Source organism: Pseudomonas sp. PLMAX (assembly GCF_046042685.1).
Lineage (GTDB): Bacteria > Pseudomonadota > Gammaproteobacteria > Pseudomonadales > Pseudomonadaceae > Aquipseudomonas > Aquipseudomonas putida_AE.
The window spans coordinates 6,275,384-6,292,500 of record NZ_CP064949.1; the positions used below are offsets into that span (position 1 = coordinate 6,275,384).

12 protein-coding genes, 2 rRNA genes and 1 pseudogene (1 of these 15 cut by a window edge) are annotated in these 17,117 nt (G+C 59.9%); 7 read left to right on the forward strand and 8 right to left on the reverse strand.

Translation table 11 applies throughout. The features are described 5' to 3' along the window. The first annotated feature begins 85 nt into the window (after window positions 1-85). The 3 genes and pseudogenes from DKB71_RS28535 to DKB71_RS28545 all read left to right on the forward strand — a co-directional run bounded on the left by DKB71_RS28535 (window position 86) and on the right by DKB71_RS28545 (window position 3,065). A complete protein-coding gene (locus DKB71_RS28535; RefSeq protein WP_056853286.1) occupies window positions 86-1,504 on the forward strand; it encodes a short-chain fatty acid transporter in 1,419 nt (472 codons plus the stop codon). A gap of 55 nt (window positions 1,505-1,559) precedes the next feature. Continuing rightward, window positions 1,560-1,739 (forward strand): annotated as a pseudogene (locus DKB71_RS28540) (hypothetical protein); the annotation flags it as partial. Window positions 1,740-1,892: 153 nt separating this feature from the next. Then, window positions 1,893-3,065 carry a hypothetical protein gene (locus DKB71_RS28545; protein WP_408598858.1) on the forward strand — a complete coding sequence of 391 codons (1,173 nt, stop codon included), beginning with the start codon at window positions 1,893-1,895 and terminating at the stop codon, window positions 3,063-3,065. 73 nt (window positions 3,066-3,138) lie between these two features. Here DKB71_RS28545 and can read toward each other — a convergent pair whose 3' ends face one another. Beyond that, complete coding sequence (can, locus tag DKB71_RS28550; RefSeq protein WP_274074149.1) at window positions 3,139-3,783, reverse strand: carbonate dehydratase; 645 nt, start codon at window positions 3,781-3,783, stop codon at window positions 3,139-3,141. 169 nt (window positions 3,784-3,952) lie between these two features. Between can and DKB71_RS28555 the strand changes: the two genes are divergently transcribed. Beyond that, on the forward strand, window positions 3,953-4,357 hold the full coding sequence (locus DKB71_RS28555) for a serine kinase/phosphatase (RefSeq protein WP_408598861.1): 405 nt from the start codon (window positions 3,953-3,955) through the stop codon (window positions 4,355-4,357). Window positions 4,358-4,467: 110 nt separating this feature from the next. Here DKB71_RS28555 and rimI read toward each other — a convergent pair whose 3' ends face one another. Together rimI and DKB71_RS28565 are read right to left on the reverse strand one after the other, a co-directional pair. Beyond that, entirely contained in the window at window positions 4,468-4,920 is a 453-nt protein-coding gene (rimI, locus tag DKB71_RS28560; RefSeq protein ID WP_274074147.1) for a ribosomal protein S18-alanine N-acetyltransferase, read from the reverse strand. Beyond that, entirely contained in the window at window positions 4,913-5,653 is a 741-nt protein-coding gene (locus DKB71_RS28565) for an energy transducer TonB (RefSeq protein ID WP_323627091.1), read from the reverse strand. Before DKB71_RS28565 ends, rimI begins: the two co-directional genes overlap by 8 nt. A gap of 221 nt (window positions 5,654-5,874) precedes the next feature. Between DKB71_RS28565 and mksB the strand changes: the two genes are divergently transcribed. The 3 genes from mksB to mksF are packed head-to-tail and all read left to right on the forward strand — an operon-like array spanning window position 5,875 to window position 10,680. Continuing rightward, window positions 5,875-7,152, forward strand: coding sequence for an Mks condensin complex protein MksB (gene mksB / locus DKB71_RS28570; RefSeq protein ID WP_274074146.1), 1,278 nt, complete (start codon window positions 5,875-5,877; stop codon window positions 7,150-7,152). Next, window positions 7,142-7,843, forward strand: a complete 702-nt coding sequence (gene mksE / locus DKB71_RS28575) for an Mks condensin complex protein MksE (protein ID WP_274074145.1) — start codon at window positions 7,142-7,144, stop codon at window positions 7,841-7,843. The genes mksB and mksE overlap by 11 nt, the downstream gene beginning before the upstream one ends. Further along, window positions 7,840-10,680, forward strand: coding sequence for an Mks condensin complex protein MksF (gene mksF / locus DKB71_RS28580; RefSeq protein WP_408598864.1), 2,841 nt, complete (start codon window positions 7,840-7,842; stop codon window positions 10,678-10,680). The genes mksE and mksF overlap by 4 nt, the downstream gene beginning before the upstream one ends. A gap of 184 nt (window positions 10,681-10,864) precedes the next feature. On the opposite strand, the gene DKB71_RS28585 is transcribed toward mksF, so the two are convergent. From DKB71_RS28585 to DKB71_RS28605, 5 genes are all read right to left on the reverse strand, one after another. Then, window positions 10,865-13,168 carry a PqiB family protein gene (locus tag DKB71_RS28585; RefSeq protein WP_274074143.1) on the reverse strand — a complete coding sequence of 768 codons (2,304 nt, stop codon included), beginning with the start codon at window positions 13,166-13,168 and terminating at the stop codon, window positions 10,865-10,867. Further along, window positions 13,161-13,784: a paraquat-inducible protein A gene (locus tag DKB71_RS28590; RefSeq protein WP_274074142.1), complete on the reverse strand. Its 624-nt coding sequence runs from the start codon at window positions 13,782-13,784 to the stop codon at window positions 13,161-13,163. Before DKB71_RS28590 ends, DKB71_RS28585 begins: the two co-directional genes overlap by 8 nt. Then, on the reverse strand, window positions 13,771-14,430 hold the full coding sequence (locus tag DKB71_RS28595) for a paraquat-inducible protein A (protein ID WP_408601170.1): 660 nt from the start codon (window positions 14,428-14,430) through the stop codon (window positions 13,771-13,773). Before DKB71_RS28595 ends, DKB71_RS28590 begins: the two co-directional genes overlap by 14 nt. Window positions 14,431-14,571: 141 nt before the next feature. After that, window positions 14,572-14,687, reverse strand: a 5S ribosomal RNA gene (gene rrf / locus DKB71_RS28600). A 150-nt stretch (window positions 14,688-14,837) separates the two neighbouring features. Continuing rightward, window positions 14,838-17,117 (reverse strand): 23S ribosomal RNA (locus DKB71_RS28605); it runs 614 nt beyond the window's last position.

Consider the following 17,117-nt stretch of genomic DNA (forward strand, 5'->3'; position numbering starts at 1 on the left):
GCGCTTGAATTAATGTTGGCGTCTGTCCAGTGGGGCCCCTGCGGCCCCGAAGACCACAACAAACATAAAAATTCGAGGTAGTCCCGTGGCCGCTGATATCGAAGATACCCGCTCCGCCCGCTTTGCCCTGCGCTGTTCAAGTTTTGCCGAACGCTGGTTCCCCGACTCCTGGGTGTTTGCCGCCCTGGCGGTGATCATCGTCGCCGTGGCCACCATGGCCATGGGCGCCAAGCCGACTGACGCGGCCATGGCCTTTGGTGACGGCTTCTGGAGCCTGATCCCGTTCACCATGCAAATGGCGTTCGTGGTGATTGGCGGTTATGTGGTCGCCAGTTCGCCACCGGCGGTAAAGCTGATCGACCGCCTGGCGAAGTTGCCGAAAAACGGGCGCTCCGCCGTGGCCTGGGTGGCGCTGATCTCCATGGTCGCGTCGCTGCTCAACTGGGGTCTGTCGCTGGTGTTCGGCGGTCTGCTGGTGCGTGCACTGGCGCGCCGTACGGACCTGAAGATGGACTACCGCGCCGCGGGTGCGGCGGCGTACCTGGGGTTGGGCGCGGTGTGGGCTCTGGGCTTGTCGTCGTCGGCTGCGCAGTTGCAGGCCAACCCGGCCAGCCTGCCGCCGTCGATCCTGTCGATCACCGGGGTGATTCCTTTCACCCAAACGATCTTTCTCTGGCAATCGGGGGTCATGTTGCTGGCCTTGATCGTCATCTCGCTGATCATCGCCTACGCCACCGCCCCCGGCCCGAACACGGCGCGAGACGCCGAGGCCTGTGGCGTCGACCCGAGCTTCAACCTGCCACCGCTGCAACCGCGCACCCGTCCCGGCGAATGGCTGGAACACAGCCCGCTGCTGACCATTCTGCTGGTGCTGCTGGCGGCTGGATGGCTATTCCATGAGTTTTCCACCAAACCTGCGATCAGTGCGATCTCCGGCCTGAACACCTACAACTTCCTGTTCATCATGCTCGGTGCCCTCCTGCACTGGCGCCCGCGCAGCTTCCTCGACGCGGTGTCCCGCGCAGTGCCAACCACCACCGGCGTGCTGATCCAGTTCCCGCTGTACGGTTCGATCGCCGCGCTGATGACCACGGTCAAGGGCGCCGATGCGCAGACCCTGGCCCACCACATCTCGACTTTCTTCGTCAGCATTGCCTCCCACGACACCTATGCCCTGCTGATGGGCGTTTACTCGGCGATCCTGGGGTTCTTCATTCCGTCCGGCGGCGGCAAGTGGATCATCGAAGCGCCGTATGTGATGCAAGTGGCCAACGACCTGAACTACCACCTGGGCTGGGCCGTGCAGATCTACAACGCCGCCGAGGCCCTGCCCAACCTGATCAACCCGTTCTACATGCTGCCACTGCTGGGCGTGCTGGGGTTGAAGGCGCGGGACTTGATCGGATTCTCGTTCGTTCAGTTGCTGGTGCACACGCCGTTGGTGCTGCTGTTGCTGTGGGCACTGGGGACGACGCTGGCGTATACGCCACCAGTGATGCCGTAAGGGCACGGCCACAGTTTTTCCTGGTTCTCCCGTATCAGCGGGTCGGACCAGGGAGAACAATGTGACGGCCTTTCAGAAAGCGATGGATGTCGCCATGCAGTTACTGCAGAGCGCCGTCATCGATGCCAAAAAAGCCAGGCTGAGCGATACCGGTGAGGCCATCGTCAAGGATGCGGTGACCGCACAGGTTGAATACTTGCGCGCCGGCAGCCAGTTGGCGCTGCGGCTATTGTGATTGCCTGACCTCTCGCCAGCCCGCAAACACTGATCGCGGGCTGGATCGCAGGCTTTAAAAAAAAATGCGGGAGGCCTGTTTTTCTGCATCATTGTGTTGATCCAGTATGACGTGCGATCTTGGTATCGCGACCCCGCTGAAAAGGATCTGAGCATGCTTAAACTCGCCGGACTCACCCTCGCGGCCCTCACCCTGAGTACCGCTGCCCACGCCGATGTCGCCCTGAAACTGGGCAGTACCGAACGCGTTTCCCGCCTCTTCGCCTACCCCAACAACTGCAACGTGATCTGCTTTCGCAACTGGACGCTGGAGCAGACCGTCGAGCATTACCTGACTCAAAGCGTGCAGCGCGATGGCTATGGCGAAGCGAAGGTGCTGGTGAAAACCGATAACGGTCAGCTTCATGCCGAAATAACCGGTGTCCCCAATGGCTATGAAAAGCCCTTGGCCGCACTGCTGGACGCCGGCGACCTGGCCTACAACGGCGCCAGCAAACTGAACGCCGACGGCAAGTGGGGCTACAGCTGGTATTTTTTCCTGCCGCTGGGCATGGCGCTGGAGAACCGCAGAAGCGTCGAACTGTTGCATTTCCCGCCGGACTATTCGCTGACCCAGGCCCAGGATTACCTGAAATCGGCCACCTCGGACCGCTGGGCCACGCTGCTGACCGTCAATGGCATTCCGGCCGAGCAGACGCCGGGCTACCAGACGATCATCGATATCGCCCCGATTGCTGCGCCGTCCAACGCCGGCAAGGACCTGGCAGGCGTCTACGACTACTTCAAGGACTACCAGACCACTATGGTCAAGCAGGTCACCCAGCACGCCAGCGGCATGGCATTGCCCATGGTGGCCTTCGGTGTACCGGTGCGTAACTGGGTCAAGCAGCAATACGGGCCAACCATGAACGTATTGAGCCTGGTGACGATCAGCCCGGTCGACGGGGTCAAGGTACCGGTATTGGGCGCCAACCATCCGAGCTACATCTGGTACGCCGCCGATCCGGCCAGCTACACCGGCAAGGATGCCCAGGGCCAGGCCGATACAGCGGGCCTGAAAGTCATGGCCCAGGATTTGAGTGTCGCGTGCTGGCAGGCCGCCATGGGCCGTGAACCGGACAGCAATCCTGATGTGGAGCTAAAAAGCTGCACCCAGACCTGGCAAGTGGCCCAGGCCGACAAGACCTGTGCGCTGTTCTACACCTCGATCCGCAAGCTGACGACCGCACAGGCCGCGGGCAAATGTGCGACCGCCTCGATCAAGGCCCAGCTCAAACTGCTCAAGGCACCAGCGCCAGCCCCGGCGATCCCGGCTCCGGCGCTGTAACCCGATGAACGGCAGTCGCCGACGGCCAGGTGTTTTGCAACACCGGCGTCGGCGCACGCTGTGCTGAAGGGCTTTACTGGGTCTCGACCGGACGCAGTCGGTACTGCGGAGGCAACTGCTCGAAACCGCTGATGGTGGTGTTCAGGCTTTTCCAGCGACCGTCCTTGATGCCATAGATGCAGCCGTGGATCGACAGGCTCTGCCCGCGGTGCCAGGCGTTTTGCACAATGCTGGTATGGGCGACGTTGGCCACCTGCTGGATCACGTTGAGTTCGCAGAGGCGGTCGACCTGCTCCTCTTCGGTGGCCAGTTTGGCGAGCTCTTCGCGCTTCTCGTAGTAGAGATCGCGAATCGACCGCAGCCAGCCGTCGATCAGGCCGAACTGGCGATCCTGCATCGAGGCGCGCACGCCGCCACAACCATAGTGACCGGTCACGAGGATGTGTTTGACCTTGAGCACGTCCACCGCGTACTGGATGACCGACAGGCAATTGAGGTCCGTGTGCAACACCACGTTGGCCACGTTGCGGTGCACGAACAGGTCGCCCGGCAGCATGCCGACGATCTCGTTGGCCGGCACCCGCGCATCGGAACAGCCGATCCACAGGTACTCCGGGGTTTGTTGACGAGCCAGCTTGGCGAAGAAGTCAGGATCTTCTTTGGTGATCGCGTCGGCCCAGCGCTCGTTGTTATCGATCAGATCTTGTAATTCGTTCATGCAATGAAGCCTCGGTAATGGTGCGCAGGTTTGACAGACAACCGCCCGTCGGGGTCACGCGCGTTATGCAGTTGCCACGCTGATACCTGCCCATGGCACTCCATGCCGGTTGAATTCTCTGCAACCCAGTGGGTCCACCCTAGTAAGGCTAACAGTATGAGGAATTGCCATGACTGATTCACGACGTCCGTACGATGCGGTGCAACCGGAACCCATCGATGATAACGAAGACCGCATGGGCTCGGTACATGAGCTGGATTTTGACGCGGACGAACCCAGCGCAAAAATCGGCGATGAATTGCCGCAAAGGGAACGCGAAACACTGATGCCCGAGGAGCGCGTGCGTGAAGCCGGCATGACGGGCGCATCGACCGATGACCATGAACCCACCGATGACGACATGAGCCCGGAAACACTGATTCATGAAGATGGCGCCCGGGATGCCCAGGAAACGGGTGACGGTGACCAGGCCGATTGGGACTTGAGCATTGTCGATGAAGATGAAATTGGTGGGGGCAATGGGTTGGATGAGGCGGAGATGGCGCAGCGTGATCCGCTGGACAGAAAACGCTGATCTGCGGATTAACCTGTAGGAGCTGCCGAAGGCTGCGATCTTTTGCTCCTAAAAAATCAAGATCAAAAGATCGCAGCCTGCGGCAGCTCCTACAAGGGCATCTACGGTGATCAATCGACGAGGGTGCAGGCCATCACCACCGCATCTTCACGCCCGCCGACCGCCGGGTAGTAATCCCGTCGCCGCCCAATCTCATTGAAGCCATAGCGCTCATACAACTTGAACGCCGCGGTATTGCTGTCGCGCACTTCCAGGAAGCATTCCCGGGCATCAGCCTTGTAGGCGATCGCCATCAAGTGCTCCAGCAACGTCAAACCCAGGCCGCGGCCCTGGTTTTCCGGCTTGACGGTGATGTTGAGCAGATGCGCCTCGTCCAGAATGATCTGCACCACCCCATGGCCCACCTGCTGCTGGCCTTCGAACATCAGCCAGATCTGGTACTTGCCCAGGCCATCGAGAAAAATCCCGCGGGTCCAGGGATGGCTGTAGGCCGCGTATTCGATCTTCAGAACAGTTTCCAGGTCCGCCTCGGTCATCGGGCGGAACGATACAGCGTCACTCATTCGATTCATTCCAGCGCGCCATCAGCCGACGCATGGCTTGCCACACGGCGGCCTTGCGCTGTGGCTCTTCCATTAACAATTCCAGGCCCGGTACCGCCCAGGCCGAGCCCAGTCCTTCGATCTGCAGTTCGCGGTTGAACGCATCGGCGTCCGCCTCACCGGCAAACCGCACCGCGGGCAGGCCGATCAGCCAGAGGCAGGCGCATGGAGCTTCTTCCATGCGCACCGAGAGGAAACCCTGGACAAAATCACGGGCCGCCTCCGGGCCCTGGTCCATCGTCCCGCGCACCAGCAGCGGCCAGCGTACCGGCTCGCCGACGATCTGCGGGCTGTCCGGTAGACCGGCGGCGCGCAGCATGTCCTTGAGCAGCAGATAAGCGGGATCGCGGGCCTGGAACGCTTCGCCTGTGGGTAACTCCACCAGCAGCAGGCAGCGGCCGGCTCGCAGCAGTTGCAGGGCGAAGCGCGGTGGCGGCACGGGCGCGACCCTGGCGACTACCGGGGCTTCCTCGACCTCAGGTTTGGCGCCGGTGCGCGTGCTCGCCAACGATGGCCGCGGCACCTCGATCTTCACTCGTTCGGCCGGTTTTACCGCAGGCGCAGCGGGCGCTTCGACCACAGGTAAAGGTGCTACGGGCGCAGCGACCAGCGGCTCGACCGGTTCCAGCAGCTCGGGCCGCGACGGGGCGGCAAAGGGCAATTCGGTGCGCGGCAGCCAGTTGACCACCTGCATGGCGTTCAAATAAGCGCGACGACGGGACTCGATAAGCAAAGGTCGGCCACTTGTGGATAACTAAAAGTGCGCCGATTCTACCGCCCTTCGCACAAGATCGCCCGCTGTTGATCGATAGACTTCTCATATAGAAAAAGCGACAGCCCGTCCCGAGAGTGAATCGATACGCCTTCGATGCAGTACAATCGCGGCTTTTAATCGCCAACCAGCCGGCCATTCCGATGATCGAACCCAAGCGCGTCTTGCGCGCCCTCGCTGAACACTGGGCACTTCTGGAGCCACTGTGTGAGCATTTCGACCAAGGCACCCTGAGCCTCAACGAATTGCGCATGCAACTGGCCGCCCAGCAACTCGACAGTTCTCCGCAGGACATCACCAGCCTGCTGGACGTGTGGATTCGCCTCGATATCCTGGTTCCCGTGGCGAAAAGCCCGAACCGTTTCGAGCTCAACGCGCAAATCCACGACTTCCTCGCCTACCTGCGCCGTGAACACCGTTTGGGCCTGTGCCTGGAAATCGAAGCCTATCTGCGCCATCTCGAGCGTCTGGCCGGCTACATCCAGGACGCCTTCGACATCCGCGACGGCAACGACCTGGCCCGCCAGCTACGCCTGCTCGACATGCGGGTTCGCGATGTACTGAAAAAACTCGATAACGACGAACAGGCACTGGTGGCCGTCGCCGAAAGAGCGAAAACCAGCGACCGACAGATTCCGCTGCGCCAGCGTTACGCCGAGGTGCTGGCGACCTGGGACGAATACGTCGAGCCGATGATCGATCTGGTGAACGCCGACGGCGCCTTCGAACAAGGCGTGCGCAAGGTCGAAACCGTGCTGCTGAAGATGCTCTCCGAGCAGCAACGCCTCGGTCATCTGGTCGACGACGACATGCTGCTGCGCACCCACGCGCGCATCCTCGAAATGCAGACCAGTGCCCAGTTGACCCTGCGTCACGCGCGCGAACTGTTGCTGCCGCTGCGGGAAGAGGCACGGCGCCACAACGCGGTCACCCGCGGCGCGGCACTGGCCCTGGCGGCCATTCGTCGCAAAGGCATCGATGCCGTGCCGCAGGCAGCCATGCCGTTGTTCACCCGGCCGCAAAGCACCTTCCTCGGCAGCGCCAGCCAGGTCGAGGCCTACGTGTACGCCCTGGCCCGATTCGAACCGAAACCGGCGCGCTTCCCCAAGGCCCACAAGACCCAGAAAGGCGAAGCCCCGCGTGCGCCACGCACGGTTCGCGAAATGCTCGAACGCTGCGAAGACGCCCTGCCGATGCCGGACCTGATGACCTGGCTGCTGGAGCAGGAACCGGACGGCGCCACCGACGAATTGCTGTACTGGTTCTCGCGCCTGTCCCGGGAAAAACGCTTCAAGCGCGAACGCCTGGAACGTCGCGAGTACCACACACACGAGCACCAGGTCAGCCTGCGCTCCTTCGCCCTGCTCTCGGTCGGCGACGACGCCATCGAGAATTCTGCGAGCACCCCCAATGCATCTTGATCTTTCCGAACTGTCCCAGCTGGCACCGATCTTTCGCGAGCTGTTCAAGGGTTACCACGTCAGCCGCCGCGATCCTGAGCTGTATGCGCAGCTGTCGAACTTCCAGGACCAGTACCGCACGCTGTTCAAGGCCCTGGGCTTTGAACTGGTCTGCGACACCCGTGGTTTCTACTACTTCGTGCCGGACGGGGCTGCGGCGACGGTGAACAAGACCGCCCAGCGCCTGGCGCTGTTCACCTTCATCCTCGTCGAGCACCTGGCCGACCAGGGCCGCGACCCGATCGCCGTACTCGACGGCGGCAGCCTCGGTCGCGATGAACTGCCCTCGCTGCTGGAAAAATACCGCGACCTGTTCATCCAGGCTGAAGTGCAGACCCAGGACGAGCTGGAAGAAAAGATCATGCGGCGCATGACCCAACTCGGCTTCGCCGGCGAAGAAAACGGGGTGTACCGCTTCCTGCCGCCGATGCACCGCTTCCTCGATGTGTGCCTGTCGGTGCAGCAGGACCGTGACCTGGCGGCCAGCCTGCACAGCGTATTGCCGCTGCCGGTACCCGTGCTGATCGACGAAGACAGTGACGAAAAACTGCTGCAGACCGACGACCCGCTCGACCTCGCCGAATTTTCCGATGAAAGCGAAGAAGACGCCCTGGCCCGCGCCATTGCCGAAGAACAGGAGCTCGACGCATGAGCAAGGAACGCTACGGCATCCGCCGCTTTGCCCTTTTGAACACCGCCGGCTACAGCCTTGGCCTGTTCCCGCTGGAAGAGCCACTGTCGGTGTATGGCGCGAACAACCTCGGTAAATCCGCTTCGATCAACGCCCTGCAGTTCCCGATCCTGGCGCGCATGTCGGACATGAGCTTCGGCAAGTACAGCCTGGAACAATCCCGGCGTTTCTACTTCGCCTCCGACACCAGCTACATCCTGGTGGAAGTGAACCTGCCACACGGTCCTCACGTGATCGGCGTGGTCGGACGTGGCCCGGGTGGCGGCTTCGGTCACCAGTTCTTCGCCTATGCCGGCCAGCTGGACCTGGCGCACTACCAGAAAAACGACACCTGCCTGCGCCAGAAAGAGCTGTTCAGCAACCTGGAGCGCGAAGGCCTGAAAGCCTACGAACTCAAGCCCGATGAACTGCGACGCCTGCTGGTCGGTGGCCACACCTCGATCCCGCTGGACCTGACCCTGATCCCGCTGCGCTCCACCAGCGAACAGAGCCTGAAGACCTTCCGCGCCCTGTTCATCAACCTGCTGCACATGCGCGAAATCACCGCGGCCAAGCTCAAGCAACTGTTCCTCGATGCCTTCGAGCACAGCTTGCGCTCCGGTAGCGTCGACTACATCGCCGCGTGCGAAGAAGCCTTCCGTGATGTACGACGCATGGAACAGGACTACCACTCGCTGGTGGCCGCCGGCCCATTGGTCGAAGCCCTGGCCAACGGCGTGAAACAGCGCGACATCCTGCGCGGCAAGCTGCACCGGATCTCGCCGCTGCTCGACTCCCTGCTCGGCACCTGGTCGGACTACGCCAGTGCCCGCAAGGAAGAGCTGACCCTCCAGGCCGAGCACTATCGCCACGAGCAGGACGCCCTGCAGAACGATCAACGGGGCGGCACCCAGGAGCTGATGCGCCTGGAGCGGGAAATCACCGGCATCCAGCGCTGGCTCGGCGAGCTGTCGGTGCTCAAGCATCGCTTCGCGCTGATCGATGACGTCAAGGTGCTCGAGCAACAACTGCTCGCGGCCAAGGACGCCCACGACGAGCTGGCAGGTGCCCTGGCGCAATCGCGTCAATTCAGTGCCGAAGACCTGGAAGAGCGCCTGCGCGACCTGGAAAAACGCCTGAAGTCGGTCAAGCAGCAACTCGACCACGCCGACAACAACAGCTACGCCCGCCTGCGCGAGGAATTCTCGCAGCAGGACGTCGAGCGCCTGATGCGCCTGTTCAACAGCGCACTGTTCAGCCTGCCGCTGGGTGAACACGGCATCAGCCTGGACGAGAATGGCGACTGGGTGAAATCCGTGGAACTGATCCTCGATGGTTTCAAGGGCGAGCGCTTCGAAGTGCCGGGCCTGTCCATCGACATCTCGCACATCGAGCCACCGGCTCTGCAAGCCCTGGCCGACCGCGCGGCGTTGCGCGACCAGAAAGAGCGCCTGGAAAAAGAACTCAAGCAACTGAAAACCCAGCAGGCCGTGGCCGCCGACCGCGCCGCGAGCAAGACCCAGACCGAAGCGCTGTACCAGCAAGTGCTGGATGCGCAGAAAGCCCTGGAAGACTTCCGCCGCGCGCAAACCCTGAGCGCCGAGGAAGGCGACAAGCTCGAGCAGCTGGCGCAGATGGAAGCCGCCCAGGACGAATTGAAGCGTTCCAGCGATGCCTTCACCGAGCGTGTCCAGCAACTGTCGGCCAAGCTGCAACTGGTCGGCCGCCAGATCGGCGACATGGAAGCCAAGCAGCGCACCCTCGACGACGCCCTGCGCCGCCGTCAGTTGTTGCCGGCGGACCTGCCGTTCGGCACGCCGTTCATGGATCCGGTCGACGACTCGATGGACAACCTGCTGCCACTGCTCAACGACTATCAGGACAGCTGGCAGGGCCTGCTGCGCGCCGATGGCCAGATCGAGGCGCTGTACGCCCAGGTGCGCCTCAAGGGCGTGGCCAAGTTCGACAGCGAAGACGATATGGAGCGCCGTCTGTCACTGTTGATCAACGCGTACGCACACCGCACTGACGAAGCCCTGACCCTGGGCAAGGCCCGTCGAGCAGCCGTGACAGATATCGCCCGGACCCTGCGCAACATCCGCAGCGACTACGACAGCCTCGAGCACCAGCTGGCGCTGTTCAACCGCGAGATCAACAAGCGCCAGGTGTCCAACCTGCAAAGCTTCCGCATCGTGCTGGCGCCGAACAAGGAAGCACTCAAGCACATCGACCAGATTATCCACAGCGCCGGTCAGTACGAAGAGGGTGAAACCCTGTCGGTATTCGACCTCAGCCAGAGCGCCGAGCAGGACAACAAGAACGAAGAGGCCAAGGAATACCTGGCGCGGCTGGTGGCGGCGAATCACAACCAGCTCGGCCTCAAGGACTTGTTCGAGCTCGCGTTCGAGATCACCAAGGTCAACGGATCGCCGGTGATCCACACCGACATCGACGGCGCCGCGTCCAACGGCACCACCATGACCATCAAGGCGCTGACCAACATGTATTTGTTGCTGCACTTGATGGACCGCGACCTGGCCGGGCGTGTGCGCTTGCCGTACTACCTCGACGAGGCCGCGGACATCGACGAGAAGAACCAGGCGGCCTTGCTGGAAACCAGCCTGCAACTGGGCTTCGTGCCGATCCTGGCGAGTGTGAAGCCGCAGGTTTGCGCCAGTGTCGCCATCGACCTGGAAGGCGGCAGCGGCCCGGCGGGCATCTACATCGATGAGGAGGACTGGAAGTACATCCGTCGTCACGAACCGGTGAAGGCGCCGGTGAGTGTTGAAGCGGATGAGCCGGAGCTGGATGCGGTTTGAGTTGAACCGCTAGATGCGAAAAGGCCGCGGTCCAATAGATCGCGGCCTTTTTTGTGGTTCTTGCAGTGCTCTTCAGGGCCTCTTCGCGAGCAAGCCCGCTCCCACAGTGGACCGGTGTACATAAGTCCATTGTGGGAGCCAGCCTGCTGGCGATGGCGTCATCACTGAGGCCACATACTCCCTGTTACTTGCCGAGCGGAATCTTCGGCGCCCAGGTCAGCCATTCCTCTTCGAACTTGTCGAACAGCGCAAACGTCTGCTCCGGCCGCGCCGGGTTGCCCATGCGCTCGCCGTCTGGCGTAGCGAAGGCAACACCGCCCTGGATCATGGTCTCCAGCGACTCGGTGCGCACCGTTGCCCCTCTGAACAGGCCAACATCGAAATCAAAACCGCTGGTGTTCCAGAAGCGTGTGCCGCTGCGTACCAATGGCGCGTACTTCGGCTCGATCAGGATGCGGATCAACACTCGATCAGCCGTCTGCCCCAGCTCGTAACCCGTGACCTTGCCCACGGTGATTTCGCGATAAGTCACCGGTACCCCGGGTTTCAGCGAACCACGGCGAGGAGCGCTCAACACCAGGCTCAAGCCGGCTTCCTGCCTGGCGGTTTCCGGTGGACTGGCCAGCGCCACGAAGTTTTTCTGCGGCCCCAGGTTCTTCGCAGCCGGTTGCACCTCGATGTACTGCCCGGTGACCAATGTTTCCAGGTTGGACGTCTTGATCAACCCCAGCTCGGGCTTGACCACCCAGAACTGACTGCCGACGCGCGCGATGCGCTCCGGCACTTCATCGATCCGCGCCGTCAGCAGCACCGACTGCAGGTCGTCACTCAGGTCGACGTCTTCGATCTTGCCGACATCCAGCCCCTTGAAGCGGATCGGTGTGCCGGTATGCAGGCCATCGGCACGGTCGACCTTGAGGGTGATCACCGTGCCTTTCTGGTTAGCCAGCTCATGGCTGGCGAACAGGCGGAAACGCGGGATGCGCTTTTGCAAGGGCGCCTTGGCCTCCGGTGTTTCAAAGGCGATGCCGCCCGCCATCAGGCTTTGCAACGATTCGCTCTTGACCTGGATCCCGCCGGTCAGCCCACCGGTCAAGGTGATGCCACTGGCATTCCAGAATCGAGTGGAGGCGTTGACCAGGTCTTCGTACTCCTTCTCGATATGGACGCCAATCACCAGCTGTTTCTTCTTGCGCGAGAACTGATAACTCTGGACCGAGCCCACCTTGACCTGCTTGTAGAGCACCGGGCTGCCCACTTCCAGCGAGCCGAGGTTATCGGTGAACAACACCAGGTGCAGACCCGGGGCACGCAAATCCAGCGGCGGCGCCTTGGGCCGTGCGACAAACTCGCGTTGCGGCGCGGCGCCTTTGTCCCCCGGACGCACGGCGATGTAGTTACCCTTGACCAGTGCTTCAAGGCCGGTGATGCCCGCCAGGGAGATCGACGGCTTGACCACCCAGAACTGGGTGCCATCGACCAGGTAATCCTCGGCCAGAGGGTCCAGCGTCAACTCGGCGCTGGCACCGGACAAATCGGGATCGACCTTGAGCGCCTTGAGGGTGCCGACCTGGATGCCTTTGTACATCACCGGCGTACGGCCCGCCTGCAAGCCTTCGAAGTCAGTCAGCTTGACCTTGACCTTGATACCGGCGGCGGCCGCGTCGAAGTCCTCATACAGACGGAACGGCAGGCTCGGATCGGTCGGCGGGCTGTCCTTGCGGTTTTCAGGCGTGGCAAACGCAATACCGCCAGCCACAATACTGGCCAGGGACTCACTGCGTACTTTTACCCCGGACAGGTTGGCGTCGATGCTGATGCCGCTGGCGTTCCAGAAGCGCGTGTGTTTGCGCACCAGCTTGGCGTAGGTCGGCTCGATGAAGACCTTGAGTTCAACCGTACTCTGGTCTTCTGATAGCACGTAGCTTTTGATCTGCCCGACCTTGATCTGCTTGTAGAACACCGGGCTGCCACGGTTCAGCGAACCCAGGCGATCGGCCTTGATCGTCAGGTGCAGGCCTGGCTGGGCGTCGGACAGCGGCGGCTCCTCGGCCAGGGCCTTGAACTTGCGGGTAGGCTCGCCCTCACCCGGACTGACTGCGACATAGTTACCCGAAACAAGCGTCTCCAGGCCGGTGATACCGGCCAGCGTCACGCTCGGCTTGACCAGCCAGAAGCGCGTGCTGGTGCGCAGGTATGGCTCCACGTCCTTGTTCATCTCGACGGTCGCGATCACACCTTTGGAGCTGCCTTCGTCATCAAGCTTGAGGGTTTTCACCTTGCCGACCGACATGCCCTTATAAACGACTTCGGTCTTGTTGGCCTGGATACCTTCACCGCTTTCGAAACGTACCTGAATCTCGATACCGGTTTCGTTGTAGGCACGCCAGCCAAGCCAGCCGCCGATGATCAAGGCGATCAGGGGCAGAATCCAGATGGCAGACCAGTTCGAGGCCGGTCGGGTTTTCGCTACGGGCAAATCAGTCATGGTCGTCGTCCGACTCCGTGTTATCCCAAATCAGTCGGGGATCGAAAGTTACTGCGGCAAGCATCGTCAGAATCACTACGCTGGCGAACGCGATGGCGCCAAGATTGGCTTCGATGCTGGCAAGCCGTCCAAAATTCACGAGCGCCACCAGGATGGCGATCACAAAGATATCGAGCATCGACCAGCGGCCGATGAACTCGATAAAGCGGTACATCCATATTCGCTGGCGGGCCGAGAGTGGCTGGTGGCGCTGCACGGAAAACAGCAACAGTGCGATACCCACCAGCTTGAACGTGGGCACCATGATGCTGGCGATAAACACCACCGCGGCGATGGGAATCATGCCGTGCTGAACCAGTTCGATCACTCCGGACATGATGGTGCTCGGATCACCCTTGCCCAGGGAGCTCACGGTCATGATCGGCAGCAGATTGGCCGGTATGTAAAGAATGGCGGCGGTGATCAGCAACGCCCAGGTCCGCGTCAAACTGTTCGGGCGGCGGGCATGCACCAGCGCGCCGCAGCGAGTGCAGACCTGTTCGTCGGTATCAGCTTCCTGCTTGTTCAATTCATGGCATTCCGCGCAAATCAGAATGCCTGCATCAATCGCCCGCATGGGCATCCTCTCCTGATAAAGCCTGCCAGATCTGGTGAGGAGACATCACGACCTCCAGCCAGACCTGAACCAACAACAATCCAATGAAGCATGCCAGGCCCAGGCCGATGGTCATTGCTGCCATATCTGCCAGCTTGACGATCGCCACCAGTACGCCCATGAGGTAAACCTCGAGCATCCCCCAGTCCCGCAAATGGTGGTAAATCCGGTAGAGCAGCAAGCCGTAGCTACGCCCGACGTCAAAACGGATGCTCAGCAACACCACCAGTTGGCAGAGCAGCTTGAGCAACGGAATCGCCATGCTGCACAGGAACACAATGACTGAAACGCTTTGCATGCCTGTATCGAACAGCGCGACAACCCCGCTCCAGACCGTGTCTTGCGATGATTGCCCGAGCAGGTTGAGTTGCATGATGGGTAAAAAGTTCGCCGGGATATACAACAGCAGTGCCGCAATCACCAGGGCGAGACTACGCTGCACGACGTTGTATCGATGGGCATAGAGTTCGTAACCACATCGCGGGCACAGGGCTTTCTCGCCATGGTCGAGCTCGGGCTTGCGCAACAGCAAGTCGCACTCATGGCATGCCACCAAATCGCTTAGCGGTAATTCTGACAGCTTTGAGGTGTCAACCGGATCTGGCATATGACGCTCTGACTCCGAAAAAGTTGGGCCTATTCTAGTGCCATGAATCAAAAATAACTGTGCCAATTTGTGCACGAGTCTTTCTCGCGGACAAAGACAAAACCCCTACCTGCATGCGCAGATAGGGGTTTTGGAATTTAATCTTGACGATGACCTACTCTCACATGGGGAAACCCCACACTACCATCGGCGATGCATCGTTTCACTTCTGAGTTCGGGATGGGATCAGGTGGTTCCAACGCTCTATGGTCGTCAAGAAATTCGGGTACTGAACCGTTTTTCAACGTTTCAGCAAATTGGGTATGTGACAGCTGGTGTTTTGTGAGTATCTCGAACTTTCGGTTCGTTTCGTCTTCACACACCGCAATCTGATGCTCTTTCGAGTAGTCAAATTGCTTGGGTGTTATATGGTCAAGCCTCACGGGCAATTAGTATTGGTTAGCTCAACGCCTCACAGCGCTTACACACCCAACCTATCAACGTCGTAGTCTTCGACGGCCCTTCAGGGGACTCAAGGTCCCAGTGAGATCTCATCTTGAGGCTAGTTTCCCGCTTAGATGCTTTCAGCGGTTATCTATTCCGAACATAGCTACCCGGCAATGCCACTGGCGTGACAACCGGAACACCAGAGGTTCGTCCACTCCGGTCCTCTCGTACTAGGAGCAGCCCCTCTCAAATCTCAAACGTCCACGGCAGATAGGGACCGAACTGTCTCACGACGTTCTAAACCCAGCTCGCGTACCACTTTAAATGGCGAACAGCCATACCCTTGGGACCGGCTTCAGCCCCAGGATGTGATGAGCCGACATCGAGGTGCCAAACACCGCCGTCGATATGAACTCTTGGGCGGTATCAGCCTGTTATCCCCGGAGTACCTTTTATCCGTTGAGCGATGGCCCTTCCATACAGAACCACCGGATCACTAAGACCTACTTTCGTACCTGCTCGACGTGTCTGTCTCGCAGTCAAGCGCGCTTTTGCCTTTATACTCTACGACCGATTTCCGACCGGTCTGAGCGCACCTTCGTACTCCTCCGTTACTCTTTAGGAGGAGACCGCCCCAGTCAAACTACCCACCATACACTGTCCTCGATCCGGATAACGGACCTGAGTTAGAACCTCAAAGTTGCCAGGGTGGTATTTCAAGGATGGCTCCACGCGAACTGGCGTCCACGCTTCAAAGCCTCCCACCTATCCTACACAAGCAAATTCAAAGTCCAGTGCAAAGCTATAGTAAAGGTTCACGGGGTCTTTCCGTCTAGCCGCGGATACACTGCATCTTCACAGCGATTTCAATTTCACTGAGTCTCGGGTGGAGACAGCGCCGCCATCGTTACGCCATTCGTGCAGGTCGGAACTTACCCGACAAGGAATTTCGCTACCTTAGGACCGTTATAGTTACGGCCGCCGTTTACCGGGGCTTCGATCAAGAGCTTCGCGTTAGCTAACCCCATCAATTAACCTTCCGGCACCGGGCAGGCGTCACACCCTATACGTCCACTTTCGTGTTTGCAGAGTGCTGTGTTTTTAATAAACAGTCGCAGCGGCCTGGTATCTTCGACCGGCGTGGGCTTACGCAGCAAGTGCTTCACCCTCACCGGCGCACCTTCTCCCGAAGTTACGGTGCCATTTTGCCTAGTTCCTTCACCCGAGTTCTCTCAAGCGCCTTGGTATTCTCTACCCAACCACCTGTGTCGGTTTGGGGTACGGTTCCTGGTTACCTGAAGCTTAGAAGCTTTTCTTGGAAGCATGGCATCAACCACTTCGTGTTCTAAAAGAACACTCGTCATCAGCTCTCGGCCTTGAAATCCCGGATTTACCTAAGATTCCAGCCTACCACCTTAAACTTGGACAACCAACGCCAAGCTGGCCTAGCCTTCTCCGTCCCTCCATCGCAATAACCAGAAGTACAGGAATATTAACCTGTTTTCCATCGACTACGCTTTTCAGCCTCGCCTTAGGGACCGACTAACCCTGCGTCGATTAACGTTGCGCAGGAAACCTTGGTCTTTCGGCGTGGGTGTTTTTCACACCCATTGTCGTTACTCATGTCAGCATTCGCACTTCTGATACCTCCAGCAAGCTTCTCAACTCACCTTCACAGGCTTACAGAACGCTCCTCTACCGCATCATCCGAAGATGATACCCGTAGCTTCGGTGTATGGTTTGAGCCCCGTTACATCTTCCGCGCAGGCCGACTCGACTAGTGAGCTATTACGCTTTCTTTAAAGGGTGGCTGCTTCTAAGCCAACCTCCTAGCTGTCTAAGCCTTCCCACATCGTTTCCCACTTAACCATAACTTTGGGACCTTAGCTGACGGTCTGGGTTGTTTCCCTTTTCACGACGGACGTTAGCACCCGCCGTGTGTCTCCCATGCTCGGCACTTGTAGGTATTCGGAGTTTGCATCGGTTTGGTAAGTCGGGATGACCCCCTAGCCGAAACAGTGCTCTACCCCCTACAGTGATACATGAGGCGCTACCTAAATAGCTTTCGAGGAGAACCAGCTATCTCCGAGCTTGATTAGCCTTTCACTCCGATCCACAGGTCATCCGCTAACTTTTCAACGGTAGTCGGTTCGGTCCTCCAGTCAGTGTTACCTAACCTTCAACCTGCCCATGGATAGATCGCCCGGTTTCGGGTCTATTCCCAGCGACTAGACGCCCTATTAAGACTCGCTTTCGCTACG

Bases quoted from the DNA above. Each gene is read 5' to 3' on its own strand.
- rimI (WP_274074147.1), bottom strand. From the start codon at position 4,920: ATGAGTGACGCTGTATCGTTCCGCCCGATGACCGAGGCGGACCTGGAA.
- can (WP_274074149.1), bottom strand. From the start codon at position 3,783: ATGAACGAATTACAAGATCTGATCGATAACAACGAGCGCTGGGCCGAC.
- DKB71_RS28595 (WP_408601170.1), bottom strand. From the start codon at position 14,430: ATGCCAGATCCGGTTGACACCTCAAAGCTGTCAGAATTACCGCTAAGC.
- DKB71_RS28555 (WP_408598861.1), top strand. From the start codon at position 3,953: ATGACTGATTCACGACGTCCGTACGATGCGGTGCAACCGGAACCCATC.
- mksB (WP_274074146.1), top strand. From the start codon at position 5,875: ATGATCGAACCCAAGCGCGTCTTGCGCGCCCTCGCTGAACACTGGGCA.
- DKB71_RS28545 (WP_408598858.1), top strand. From the start codon at position 1,893: ATGCTTAAACTCGCCGGACTCACCCTCGCGGCCCTCACCCTGAGTACC.
- DKB71_RS28585 (WP_274074143.1), bottom strand. From the start codon at position 13,168: ATGACTGATTTGCCCGTAGCGAAAACCCGACCGGCCTCGAACTGGTCT.
- mksF (WP_408598864.1), top strand. From the start codon at position 7,840: ATGAGCAAGGAACGCTACGGCATCCGCCGCTTTGCCCTTTTGAACACC.
- DKB71_RS28565 (WP_323627091.1), bottom strand. From the start codon at position 5,653: ATGCAGGTGGTCAACTGGCTGCCGCGCACCGAATTGCCCTTTGCCGCC.
- DKB71_RS28590 (WP_274074142.1), bottom strand. From the start codon at position 13,784: ATGCGGGCGATTGATGCAGGCATTCTGATTTGCGCGGAATGCCATGAA.
- mksE (WP_274074145.1), top strand. From the start codon at position 7,142: ATGCATCTTGATCTTTCCGAACTGTCCCAGCTGGCACCGATCTTTCGC.